This window comes from Kitasatospora sp. NPDC057595 (genome assembly GCF_042800875.1).
Lineage (GTDB): Bacteria > Actinomycetota > Actinomycetes > Streptomycetales > Streptomycetaceae > Kitasatospora.
The window spans coordinates 275,276-287,914 of record NZ_JBHVGL010000006.1 but is presented as its reverse complement, the minus strand read 5'-3'; the positions used below and the strand labels follow the sequence as shown (position 1 = coordinate 287,914).

At 74.2% G+C, this 12,639-nt stretch carries 7 protein-coding genes; 2 read left to right on the top strand and 5 right to left on the bottom strand.

Annotation, left to right across the window (positions count from 1 at the left end):
- Positions 1–98 precede the first annotated feature (98 nt).
- Positions 99–227, bottom strand: coding sequence for an albusnodin family lasso peptide (locus tag ACFU9E_RS12965; protein ID WP_380689309.1), 129 nt, complete (start codon positions 225–227; stop codon positions 99–101).
- Between the two features lie 142 nt (positions 228–369).
- On the bottom strand, positions 370–885 hold the full coding sequence (locus ACFU9E_RS12960) for an ATP-binding protein (protein WP_380689311.1): 516 nt from the start codon (positions 883–885) through the stop codon (positions 370–372).
- 193 nt (positions 886–1,078) lie between these two features.
- Here ACFU9E_RS12960 and ACFU9E_RS12955 point away from each other — a divergent pair, with 193 nt between their 5' ends.
- A complete protein-coding gene (locus tag ACFU9E_RS12955; protein WP_380689314.1) occupies positions 1,079–2,422 on the top strand; it encodes a tetratricopeptide repeat protein in 1,344 nt (447 codons plus the stop codon).
- Position 2,423: 1 nt separating this feature from the next.
- Here ACFU9E_RS12955 and ACFU9E_RS12950 read toward each other — a convergent pair whose 3' ends face one another.
- Positions 2,424–3,071, bottom strand: a complete 648-nt coding sequence (locus tag ACFU9E_RS12950) for a TetR/AcrR family transcriptional regulator (RefSeq protein WP_380689316.1) — start codon at positions 3,069–3,071, stop codon at positions 2,424–2,426.
- Positions 3,072–3,165: 94 nt separating this feature from the next.
- Here ACFU9E_RS12950 and ACFU9E_RS12945 point away from each other — a divergent pair, with 94 nt between their 5' ends.
- Positions 3,166–3,789, top strand: a complete 624-nt coding sequence (locus ACFU9E_RS12945; protein WP_380714981.1) for an SRPBCC family protein — start codon at positions 3,166–3,168, stop codon at positions 3,787–3,789.
- Here ACFU9E_RS12945 and ACFU9E_RS12940 read toward each other — a convergent pair whose 3' ends face one another.
- Together ACFU9E_RS12940 and ACFU9E_RS12935 are read right to left on the bottom strand one after the other, a co-directional pair.
- Positions 3,790–6,969 (bottom strand): amino acid adenylation domain-containing protein, encoded by a 3,180-nt coding sequence (locus ACFU9E_RS12940; protein ID WP_380686084.1) that lies wholly within the window; start codon positions 6,967–6,969, stop codon positions 3,790–3,792.
- Positions 6,966–12,590, bottom strand: a complete 5,625-nt coding sequence (locus ACFU9E_RS12935; RefSeq protein ID WP_380686086.1) for an amino acid adenylation domain-containing protein — start codon at positions 12,588–12,590, stop codon at positions 6,966–6,968. The genes ACFU9E_RS12940 and ACFU9E_RS12935 overlap by 4 nt, the downstream gene beginning before the upstream one ends.
- Positions 12,591–12,639 lie beyond the last annotated feature (49 nt).

Below are 12,639 nucleotides of genomic sequence, written 5' to 3'. Positions count from 1 at the left end.
GGGGTTTGTGGTCTCGCCGCGTGCGGGATTGTTACCGGGTGGGTGGGGGGGTGGGGGTGGGGGGGGCCCCGGGGGGGGGGGGGCCGCACCACCGGGCGTCAGCTGTTGTAGGCGCGGCGCTTGTCCTCGCTGCTGCCCTTGCCCTGGCCCTCGGTGAGAACGGTGACGTCGCCGATCTCGACCACGAGGTCGCTGTTCTCCGGCTCCGTGGTCTGCTGCTCGATCATGAGTGCCTCCTTGAGAGATGCGATGGGACTACCGGGTACCGCCCTGTAGCGGTCCGGGTTCGACCGCCCGTGAAGGGGGGCCATTCCTGCTCCGGCGCTCGGGGCAGGAAACCGTGGGGGTGCGGTGCGAGGTGCCTGAGGGTCAGCGCGAGGTGCTCGGCAGCGGACGTATCCGCGAGCGACGGCGGCGGGAGAGCCGGCGGGCGACGGCGCGGAGCGTGCGGTGGGGGCGGGCCAGGAGCTGGCGACGGGTCAACGGTTGGGCGGGGAGCTCCAGCTCGGCCCAGACCTTCTTGCCGCGGTCGGTTCGTTCGACGCCGTGGTTGAGGGCCAGGCGCTGGACCAGGAACATGCCCCGGCCCGACTCCTCGTCCGGCGTGGCGGAACGGACGGTCGGAAGGTCGATCGAGCCGTCGTGGACCTCGATCAGCAGCCGCTTCCGAACCGGGTGGACGTGGAGGTCGACCGTGAGGGTTGCTCCGGTGCCGTGCTGCACTGCATTGGCCACGAGCTCCGAGGTGATCACCGCAAGCGCGTCCTTGGCGCAGTCGTCCAGGTGGACGCGCCAGTCGACGACCTGGGCCTGGATCCATCGTCTCGTTCGAGGGACGGCGATGGGGGTCCGAAGTACGGCGACCGATGAGCTGTGCGTGGGCATGGTGGGGAACCCTTCGGTGCTTGAGCAAAGGGGGGCGGACCGTGGCAGGACCGGTGTCGGCAACCGAGTGAGTCAAGAGGCGATCCGGGCCAGCTTGTCTGACGTAAAGTCAACAGGTGGGCACTGGCTGTGAGTGCGGTTGGCGGCCCCTTGTCGATTGAAACCCTTGAAACCCGGCTGGGGGGCGAGGCGGATGGCGCGCGAGCGGACGGCGAATCCGAAGCTGGCACACTTGCTCGTGGAGTGCCGGTGGAACAGCAACGGTGAGTTCGCCCGGTCGGTCAATCGGGCTGGAACGGAGGCCGGGTTCAGGCTCAGGTACGACGAGTCGGCCGTGTCGCATTGGCTCGCCGGAACCCGCCCCATGGCGAAGTACCGTCAAGTGGTCCTGGAGGTTCTGAGTCGGCGGCTCGGGAGAGCTGTCACCGCATTTGAGGCCGGTTTCGTGGATCGGCCCGATGAACAGGAGCAATCCAAGGACATGGTGAGAGGGCTGCTCGATCTCGGGAGTGCCGATATGGATCCATCACGCAGGGGTGTGCTTGGGGCGGGCCTCTACTCGGTCGCGCTGACCGTTCCCGGATGGCCGGATGTGGTGGGCCGGTTCGAGAAGCTGAGGACCGATCCGCACAGCAGGATCGGGATGGGCGAGGTCGAGTCCGTCATTGCGATGACGGAGCGGATCAGTGAGATCGACGACCAGTTCGGCGGCCGGACCGCACGGCCGATGGCGGCCGCGTTCATGGTCAACACCATTGTCCCGCATCTGCGCGCCACCGCCTCGGAGGAAGTGCGCAAGGCGATGCTCTCCGCGGCGGCCGATCATCTCTATCTCACGGGGTACATGGCCGTGGACGAGCGCTTGGACACACTCGGGCAGCGCTACTACACCAAGGCGCTGGAGCTTGCGCTCGCAGCGGGCGACCATCTCACCTACTGCACCACGCTGCGTGGCATGAGCGTTCAGGCCGTCGAACTCGGTCATGGTGCGCAGGCGGTGAGGCTCGCTGAAGCCGCGTCGAGCGCGTCTCCGCAGGCTGGGCCACGGATGCGTGCGTTTCTGGCGGGCCAGCAGGCGCATGCCCTCGCGCAGACCGGAGACCGGGCCGGGGCGCTGGCGATGCTGCGGGCGGCCGAAGCAGCCATGGAGCAGGCCGAGTCCAGGGCCAAGGCTCACGGCTCGTACGATCCCGCGTCGCTCGCCTATCACCTGGCCCAGGTGAACCACGAACTCGGTGACCGGGAAGGTGCGATCAGGGCGCTGCAGCGTTCGGAGCAGATCAGGCCCGCCGTGTATCGGCGGGCCCGGGTTCGCCATCGGGCGATGCTGGCCGAGTGGCAGGTCGGGGCGGGGCGGCTCGAAGAAGCCGTTCGGAACTGGCACTTGGCCCTGGACGACTACCCGCAGGTGCAGTCGGGCCGTGCGGACGACCGGTTCCGGGCGATGGTGAGCGTGACGAGCCTCTATGGGCGCAACGCGCGGGTGCGTGAACTGCTGGAGCGGGCCCGGCCGATGGCGGGTGTGCGGAGGGTCTGAATCAGGGCAGCAGGGCGGCGAGTTCGGCGTCGAAGAGGGTCTCGGGGTCGAACTGCATGCCGGTGAAGTGGCCGGCGAGCTCCAGGGACAGGACGCCGTGGAGGCGGGTCCAGAGGGTGAGGAAGAGGGCGAGCGCCTCGGGTGGCGCGGGGTGGTCGGCGGCCCAGGTGCGGTGCTCGGCGAGGTGGGTGCCGAGGGGGGAGGCGGGGGCGGCCGGGGGGAGGGCGGCGGTGCAGGCGTCCAGGAGGGTGGTGGCGATCTCCCGGGAGATGGCGGTGGTGTCCTTGGGGGCCTGGTAGCCGGGGATCGGGGTGCCGTAGACCAGCAGGTAGCGCTGGGGGTCGGCGAGGGCCCAGGTGCGCAGGGCGTGGGCGAGGCCGGCCAGGTCGGCGCCGTCGGCGGCGGCCGCCGCGAGGGTGTCGGCGAGGCTGCGGTAGGCCTCGCGGACGAGTTCGGTGATCAGCTCGTCGCGGTTGGCGAAGTAGCGGTAGAGGGCGGGGCCGCTCAGGCCCATCTGCTTGGCGATGGCGTTGAGGGAGAGCGCGGAGGCGCCCGCCGTGGCGATCTGTTCCCAGGCGCGTTCCATGACCTCGGCGCGGACCTGGGTGCGGTAGCGCTCGCGGGGGGTGGTGGGGTCGCTCTTCGCCATGGGTTAGAACCTATCACGGAAGCTATTGACTGTCCGGGCAAGAAGAGGTTAGAACTTGTCACGGAAGTGATTGGTTCTAGAGGAAGGACATGTCATGACGGGAATCCGAGCCGCCGCGATCACGGTCCCGCTGGTCGTCGGGATCCTCGCCGGCGCCGCCGTGCCCGCCGGGGCGCAGCCCGCGAAGGGGCTCACCTGCCGGGGCGCGGGCGTCGACCAGGCCGCGCAGGTGCGGTACCGGACGGAGGCGGTGATCGACGCGCCGCTGGAGGTGATCTGGAAGCTCCAGACGGACGTGGACCGCTGGCCGTCCTGGCAGCAGCCCGTCACGAGCGCCGAGCGCCTCGACCACGGCCGCTTCCGGGCCGGGTCGGCGTTCCACTGGACGACGCCGGTGCCGCCCGGGACCGGGATCCCGGCGACCAGCCTGGACATCACGTCGACCGTGCGACAGCTCAAGGAGGGCGCCTGCATCCGCTGGACCGGGCCGGCGGTCGGCGAGGGCGTGCACATCGACGGCGTGCACGTCTGGAACTTCAGCAGGGTCAAGGGCGGTGTGAAGGTGAGCACCGAGGAGACCCACACCGGGCCGCAGGTGGACGCCGACGTGCCGGTGGCGACCGCGATCCTCAAGGCGGGCCTGGACGGCTGGCTGGCCGACCTCAGGGCCGCCGCCGGGGCGCAGGCGTCCGGGTGGACGCCCGCGCCCCGGTCGTGATCAGCCGTCGAGGCGGTCGGCGGCCTCGTCCTCGCTCAGGGCCTCGATCTCCGCGATGAGCAGTTCCTCGACGCGGGCCGCGAGCGCGGCGGCCGTGGACAGCTCGAACGCGTCGCGGATCGGGACGTCCAGGCCGACGCCCGCCCGGATCCGGGCCACCACTCGGGTGACCAGCAGCGAGTCCCCGCCGAGTTCGAAGAAGTCGTCGAGGGCGCCCACCCGCGGCACCCCCAGGACCTCCTGCCACAGCTGGGCGACCAACTGCTCGGCGTCGGTCCGCGGGGCCACGTACGGGCGCGCGGACGCCTGGTCCGGTTCGGGCAGGGCCGCCGTGTCCAGCTTCCCGTTGAGGGTCAGCGGGAGGGTGTCGAGCAGGACGACCGTGTCCGGGACGAGGTAGGCCGGCAGCCGTACGGCGAGGTGCTCGCGCAGGGCGGCCGGGTCGGGCTCGGCGCCGGGCGCCGGGACGGCGTACGCCACCAGGCGGCGCCCGCCGAGCACGACGGCGGCGGCCCGCAGCACGTCCGGACGGCCGGTCAGGGCCGCCTCGATCTCGGCCGGTTCGATCCGGTAGCCGCGCAGCTTGACCTGCTCGTCGGTGCGGCCGAGGTAGTCCAGGCTCCCGTCGGTGCGCCAGCGGGCGCGGTCGCCGGTGCGGTACATCGTCCCGCCGGCGAACGGGTCCGCCGTGAACGCCGCCGCGGTGAGGTCGGGGCGCCCCAGGTAGCCGCGGGCCAGGCCGGCTCCGCCGATGTACAGCTCGCCCTCCGAGCCGCGCGGCAGCAGGGCGCCGCGCTCGTCCAGCACGTACAGCCGCACGCCCGGCAGCGGGCGGCCCAGCGGCGGGCGGCGCCCGGCGTCCGGGGCGCCGAGGTCGGCGGCGGTGACGATGACGGTGGCCTCGGTCGGACCGTAGGTGTTGACCAGCCGGACGGTGTCGCCGTGCCGGTCCCGCCAGCGGGCGACGGCGTCGGCGCGGGCCTCGGAGCCGCCGAGCACCACCAGCCGCAGGGCGGCGGGCCACGGGGTGCGCTCGTCGTGCGAGACCAGCTCCTCCCAGTAGGCGGTCGGCAGGTCGAGCACGGTGACGGCCGGGCCGTGCGGGCCGCGCAGCAGCTCCGGCAGGGTGCGGCCGCCGCCGGGCAGCAGCACCACGCGGGCGCCGGAGGCGAGGGCGGGCCACAGCTCCTCGGCGTGGGTGTCGAAGCCGATCGAGGCGAACTGGACGATCCGGTCGCCGGGCGCGAGGCGGTAGCCGTCCGGGCCGGCCATCCAGTCGACGCGGGCGGCCAGCGCGGCGTGGTCGACGGCCACCGCCTTGGGGGTGCCGGTGGAGCCGGAGGTGTAGAGCACGTAGGCGAGATCCGCCCGGTCCTCGGACTCCACGGGGTCGGCGCCGGGCACGACCCGAAGACCCTCGCCCTCCTCGTCCGTCAGCAGCAGGACGGCGCCGGACTCGCGGACCATCAGGCGCCGCCGCTCCTCCGGGTGGGCCGGGTCGAGCGGCAGGTAGCCGGCGCCGGCCTTCCAGATCGCCAGCAGGGCCGTCACCAGCTCGAACGAGGGCGTCAGCCGGACGGCCACCAGCTGTCCGGCGACCGGGCCGAGCCGTTCGGCCAGTTCGCCGGAGCGGCGGTCGAGTTCGGCGTAGGAGAGCACCTCGCCCTCGCACTCCAGGGCCGGCGCGTCCGGGGTGGCGGCGGCCCGCTCGGCGAAGCGGGCGAGTACGGGGCGGGCGGCGGAAGCGGCCACGGGACCCGCGCCCAGGGCGAGCAACTCGGCGCGCTCCTCGGCCCCGATCAGCCACTCGCCGTGCAGCGGCACCTCGACGTCCTCCACGGCGGCGGCCAGCAGCGCCCGGCAGCGGGTGCCGAGCGCGGTCACCGTCGCCGGGTCGAGGACCTCCCGGTCGAAGCAGAAGGAGAGCGTCAGACCGCCGTCCGGGGTGCGCCAGCTGTCCAGCAGCAGATCGGTCTTGGCGCGTTCGAAGCCGGAGTCCATGGAGGCCGTCCGCACCCCGGCGGGCAGCGGCGCGCCGCCGTCCTCGCCGGACAGGTCGTACTGGCTCTGGTGGACGAACACCGCCTGGTAGAGCGGCGCCGCGCCGGCCTCGGCGGGCAGGTCCAGGTGGACGGCGAGCCGCTCCAGCGGGACGTCCTGGTGGCTCAGGGCGCCCAGGGTGGCGGTGCGGACGCGGTGCAGCACGGTGCGGAAGCCGGGCTCGCCGGTGAGGTCGGCGCGCAGCACGCCGGTGCGGGCGAAGTAGCCGACCAGCGCCTCCTGCGCCGCCTCCGTGCGGCCGGCGAGCGGGGTGCCGACCACGAAGTCGGTGCTGCCGGTCCAGCGGGCCAGTACGCACTGGTAGGCGGCGAGCAGCACCATGAACGGGGTGCAGCGCTCGCGCCGGGCCAGCGCGTCCAGCGCGGCCGTCAGCTGCGGGTCCAGCGCCACCGTGGCGAAGCCCGCCGGGTGCCGGGGCTCGGCCGGGCGGGGGTGGTCCAGCGGCAGCCGCAGCCGGCCGGTGCCGGCCAGCTTCTCCGCCCAGTAGCGGAAGGCCGCCTCGGCGCCGCCCGCCGCCGCGCGCTCCTGCTCGGCGCGCGCGACGTCGCCGTAGCGCAGGGCGAGCGGCGCCAGCTCGGCCGGCGCCTCGCCGAGCGCCTCACGGTACAGCGCGAGCAGCTCGCGCCAGAGGACCTTGAACGACCAGCCGTCCGAGACGATGTGGTGGACGACCAGCGCGAACGCGTGCTCCTGCGGCCCGGCGGAGACCAGGACGGCGCGCAGCGGCGGGCGCCCGGCGAGGTCGAAGGGCGCGTTGACGGCCGGGCGGCAGGCCTCGGTGAAGTCCAGCTCGGCGGCGCCGGGGGCGAGCGCGAACTGCTCCAGCGGGACGGGCGCGGGCGGTTCGACCAGCTGGACGGGCGCCTCGCCGTCCAGGGCGAAGCGGGTGCGCAGCGGTTCGTGCCGGGCCGTCAGCCGCTCGAGCGCGGTGCGCAGCGCGGCGACGTCCAGCGGGCCGCTCCACCGGCGGCACAGGTACATGTTGAAGCCGGCGTCGGCGGGGTGCAGCTGCTGCAGGAACCAGAGCCGGCGCTGTTCCTCGGTGAGCGGGTGGACGGCCTCGGCGGGGCGGGCGGCGCCGGCGGTCCGGTCGGTGGTGCTGGGGTCGGTGGTGGTCATCGGACGGCGGCCTCGGTTCCGGTACGGCGCGCGGATGCGGCGGGTTCGGCGGGTTCGGCGGAGAGCGTCTCGGCGCGGGTCTCGGACGGGGGAACGGCCCCGGTGCGGGCGGCGAGGGCGGCCAGGCCCACCAGGTCGTCGGGCTCGGCGTCGGGGACGTCGCGGTCGAAGTGGCGCAGCGCCGGGACGGCCAGGCAGACGGCCACCAGCAGCGCCATGGCGAGGCCGAACAGCAGGTAGAGCAGGCCGATGCCGCGGCCCTCACCGGTGCCGATCAGCCGGCCGACGGTGCCGGCCAGCGCGCCGTCCTCGTCGATCAGCGGCTGGACCAGGCGCGGCCCGAGGGGCGCGACGAGCGCGAAACCGACCGGAAGGGTGGACCAGGCGACCATGGTGTTGACCGCGATCACCCGGCCGTGGAAGCGCAGCGGCACCTTGGTCTGCACGATCGTCGCGTAGACGCCGTTGACCAGTCCGAGCCCGTACGCCATGCCGAAGGCGCCGAGCGCCACCGGCCAGACGCTCGGGCGCAGGCCGGTCACCAGGCAGGCGGTGGCCAGACCGAGGGTGGCGAACAGCACGCCGCGCAGCCGCAGCCGGCGCGGACCGCCCCAGACCAGCAGGGTCAGACCGCTCAGCACGGCGCCGAGTCCGGCCGCGACCGAGACCCAGCCCGCGGCCGCGAGCGGGGCGAAGGAGAGCACCAGCGGGGTGGTGAGCAGGAACAGCGGCGACAGGAAGATGTTGAGCACCGCGAAGAACAGCAGCATCGCCCGGAAGTGCCGGCTGCCGAGCGCCCGCCGGAAGCCGGCCCGGATCTCGGCGGTGACGCTCTCGCGCCGCTTGGCGGCCATCACGTCGGGGAAGCGCACCGCCAGCGTGACACCGGTGGCGATCACATAGCTGGCGACGTCCATCACGAGGATGCCGCCGAGGCCGAGCGCGGAGAGCAGACCGACCGCGAACAGCGGGACCAGGAACTGGGCGAGGCCGAAGGCCATCTGGACGACGCCGTTGGCCCGGCCGAGGAAGCGCTTCGGGACGAGCTGGGGCACGGCCGAGTTCCAGGCCAGCCGCTGGAAGGTCAGCGCCGTCGACAGCACCGCGATCAGCACGTAGGCGTGCCAGACCTCCAGTGAGTCGGTGAGGTACAGCAGCAGCATCACCGCCTGGGTCAGGCCCGCCGCGACGTCGCCGTAGAGCATGATCCGGCGCCGGTCGCCGCGGTCCACCAGGGCGCCCGCGAGCGGCGCGGTGAGGATGCCGGGGACGAGGCCGCAGGCGGCCAGCAGGCCGAACTGGGCGAGCGAACCGGTGGTCAGGTAGATCCACACCGGCAGGGCGAACTCGGTGAGCGCCGAGCCGATCATCGAGATCTGCTGGCCGGCCGCGACGCCGAGGAAGCGGCGCATGGTCGGCCGCACCGTCCGGGCCGCCGCCGAAGCGGCCTCGGTGGCGTCCCCGTCCCGGGACCGGGAGAGCCCGGCCAGCCACCAGGTGGCGCCCTCGGTGCGCCCGTGCCGCTCCTCCTCGCCGTCCGCCACCGAGCGGTGCACGGTGGTGAGGATCTCGGCCAGCTCGGCGGCCCGGTACTTGAGGTAGAAGTGGCCCGCCTCGTCGAGCACCACCACGCCGGTGGTGTCGCTGAGCCGGTGCCATTCGCGGTACCGCTCCTCGTAGAACTCGGTGGCCGGGTCCTGGGAGCCGCAGACCGCGTACACCGGGGCGGCGATCCGGCCGTCCTCGCTCTCGAACAGCCGGGTGAAGTACTGCTCGGCCTCCCGGGTGCCGGTCCGCCGGTTGGCGACCATCAGCCGCAGCTGCTCGGTGCCGACCTCGTCGGTCTCCAGGCCCGCCGCCGCCAGGGCGTTGATCATGCCCTGGTCGCTGCGGAGCCTGTCGGCGGTGCGGGCCCACCACTCGCCGACGGCGGCGCCGCGCCCGCGCGGACGGGCGAACGGGAAGATGCCGCCGAGGTGGATCGCGTCGATCTCGCGGCCCGCGGCCTCGACCCGCCGGGCGATCTCGACGGCCAGCCGGACGCCGACGCCGCAGTGGCCGTACAGCACGATCCGGCCCTCGACGTTGTCCAGGATCTCCTGGGCGCAGCCGGCCGCGACCTCGTCGACGTCCATCGCCTCCTCGCCCAGCTCGTGGCCGGGGACGGCGAGCGAGTGCAGGGCCCAGTCGGCGGGCATGGCGTCGGCGAGCGGCTTGTAGATGAGCGCGCTGCCGCCGCCGTACGGGGCGCACACCAGGCTCGCGCCGACCTTGCGCCCGGGCGGGGTGAGCAGGTGCAGCAGGCTGCGCGGGCCCCGGTCGGCGTGCGGGTCGCTGACCAGCGCGGCCAGCCGGCGCACGGTGGGGTACTTGAATAGGTCCATCACCCCGACGGGGGTGGGGAGTTCGGGGTAGGCGCGGCGCAGCTTGGCGACCACCTGGGTGGCCAGCAGGGAGTGCCCGCCGAGTTCGAAGAAGTCGTCCAGGGCGCCGACCCGGGGCACGCCCAGCAGCTCCGCCCACAGGGTGGCGACGAACTCCTCGGCCTCGCCCTCGGGTTCGACGAACTCGCCGCTCGCTGCGGGCTCCTCGGGCTCGGGCAGGTTGCGCCGGTCGACCTTGCCGTGGGCCAGCAGCGGCAGCCGCTCCAGTACCACGAAGCGGGCCGGGACCATGTAGTCGGGCAGCACTTCGCCGAGGGCCTCGCGCAGCTCGGCCGCGGCCGGGGCGGGGCCGCCGCCGGGGTGCTCCAGGTAGGCGACCAGGGTCTGCCGCAGCCCCTCGCCGCGGGTCATCACGACGGCCTGGGTGATGCCGGGCAGGGCGGTCAGGGCGGCCTCGACCTCGCCGGGCTCGACCCGGTAGCCGCGCACCTTGATCTGGTCGTCGGCCCGGCCCAGGTAGTCGAGCGTGCCGTCGGTGCGCCAGCGGGCCAGGTCGCCGGTGCGGTAGAGCCGGTCGCCGGGCGCGCCGAACGGGTCGTCGAGGAAGCGCTCGGCGGTCAGGTCGGGGCGGCCCAGGTAGCCGCGGGCCAGCCGGTCGCCGCCGAGGTACAGCTCACCGGTGACGCCGGGCGGCACCGGCTGCATCGCCTCGTCGAGGACGTGGCAGCGGGCCCCGGCCAGCGGGGTGCCGATCGGGGTGCTGCCGGGGCCGGCGGCCCCGGCGGTGACCTCGTGCACGGTCACGCCGACGGTGGCCTCGGTGGGGCCGTAGTGGTTGAAGACCGCGCACCGGCCGAGGGCGGCGAGTTCGGCGGCCCACGGCCAGGCCGAGGCCTCGCCGCCGAGCACCAGCGCTCGGCGCGGCAGCAGCCGCTCCATCGGGGCGTCGGAACCGAGCGCGGCCAGATGCGAGGGCGTCATCTTGAGGTAGTCGAGCTGCAACTCCTCGATGCGATCGGCCAGTTCGGCGCCGGCGATGCGGCGCGGCAGGAGATGGACCCGGCCGCCGGTGCTCAGCGCCAGGTAGAGCATGGTGATGCTGAAGTCGAAGGAGAGCGACTGCAGCAGCCCGTAGCCCGCGCCCGGTTCGATCCGCAGCCGTTCGCGCACCCCGGCCAGGTAGTTGAGGATCTGCCGGTGCTGGACGGCGACGCCCTTGGGCGCGCCGGTGGAGCCGGAGGTGTAGATCACGTAGGCCAGCTGCTCGGGGCCCGAGACCTCCTCCAGCGGCTCGGGGTCGCGCTGCGCCGGGTCGGTGTCCAGCAGCAGCGTGGCGCCCGTGTAGCCGGGGAAGCGCTCGTGCAGCGCCGAGTCGGTGAGCAGTACCCGCGCGTCGGCGTCGGCGACCAGGTGGGCGAGGCGGGCGGGCGGCTGCTCCGGGTCCAGCGGCAGGTAGGCGCCGCCCGCCTTCAGCACGCCGACCAGGGCGACGGCCAGTTCGGGCGACTGCTCCAGGCAGACCGCGACCCGGTCGTCCGGCCCGACGCCGAGCGCCCGCAGCCGCCGGGCCAGGCCGGTGGCGCGCTCGTCCAGTTCGCGGTAGTCGACGGTGCGGCCCTCGAACTCCAGGGCGGGGCGGTCCGGGTGGGCGCGCGCGGTGTCGGCGAGCAGGGCGGTGAGGGTGCGCGGGCCGTCGGCCGGGTCGGGCAGCGCCGGTCCGGCGGCCCACCGCTCCAGGACGTCCCGCCGCTCGCCGGGGGTGAGCAGCGGCAGCCGCGAGACCGGCCGCTCCGGGTCGGCCACCGCCGCCGCGACCAGCAGCTCGAAGCGCTCGACCAGCTGCCGCACGGTGGCGGCGTCGAACAGGATGGTGCGGTAGGTGAGCAGGCCGTACAGGCCGCCGTCGGACTTCTCCCGCAGGTAGAAGGCGAGGTCGGTGCGGGTGGTGGCGGCCTCGTGCCCGAAGCTCTCGGCGGCCGGCGCGCCGGGGGAGCCGTCCGGGCCGGCGGTGGTGGTGCTGCGGTCTCCGTAGTTCTGGAAGGCGAAGCTGACCTGGAAGACGGCGGAGCGGCTGACGTCGCGCTCGATGTCCAGATCGGCGACCATCTGCTCGAACGGCACCTCCTGGTGGGTGTACGCGTCGAGCGTCGTGCCGCGCACCCGGCGCAGCAGCTCGGTGAAGGTGGGGTCGCCCTCCAGCCGGGCCCGGATCGGCAGCATGTTGACGAACAGGCCGACCACGCCCTCCAGTTCGCGGTGCAGGCGGCCGGCGACGGCCGAGCCGATCGCGAAGTCCCGCTGTCCGGCGTGCCGGCCGAGCAGGGTCTGCAGCGCGGCCATCAGCACCATGTACCCGGAGGCGTTCGCGGAGCGCGCGAGGGCGGCGACGCCTCGGCCGAGTTCGGGGCTCCAGTGGAACTCGGTGGCGGCACCCTCGAAGGTCAGCACCGGCGGCCGGGGGCGGTCGGTGGGCAGTTCCAGGGCGGGGACGTCGCGCAGTTCCTCGCGCCAGTGCGCGCGGGAGGCGGCCAGCGCCTCACCGGCCAGCCGCTCCCGCTGCCAGTGCGCGTAGTCGCCGAACTGCACCGGCAGATCGGGCAGTTGCTCGGGCGTGCCGTGGGCGTGCCGGGCGTACAGCGCGTCGAGCTCGCGGTGCAGCAGGTCGAGCGACCAGCCGTCGCTGACGATGTGGTGCATGACCAGGGCGAGCACGTGCTCGTCGGGGGCGGTGCGCACCAGCAGGGCGCGTAGCAGCGGCCCGTCGGCCAGGTCGAAGGGCTCCGCGACCCGCTCGCCGATCTCCCGGGCGGCGCGGTCGGCCGGGTCGGGGTCGGCGGAGGCGTCGACGAACTCGGCGGTGCACGGGGCCGGTTCGGCGATCCGGACCAGCGCGGTGCCGTCGGCCGTGGCGGGGAAGGTCATCCGCAGCGCCTCGTGCCGGGCGAGCAGCGCGGTGAGGGCGGCGTCCAGCGCGGTGCGGTCGAGCGGACCGCGCAGCCGGCGGGCCGGGGCGAGCGTCCAGGCGGTGGAGCCGGGGGCGAACTGGTCCATGAACCAGAGCCGTTCCTGGCCGCTGGAGAGCGGTACCCCGGTGCCCGGGGGCCGGGCGGGCACGGTGCTCGCGGGGGCGGGTCCGGTGGCGTCCGCGGAGCCGGCCGCGGCGGCGCGCAGCCGCTGGGCCAGCAGCGCACGCTTGGTCGCGGACAGCCCGGTGGCGGGGTCCTGGAGGTCGGTCATCGGGTGTTCCATTCGGCGCACGTCGGGGCGGTGGGCGTCGGGCCGTCGG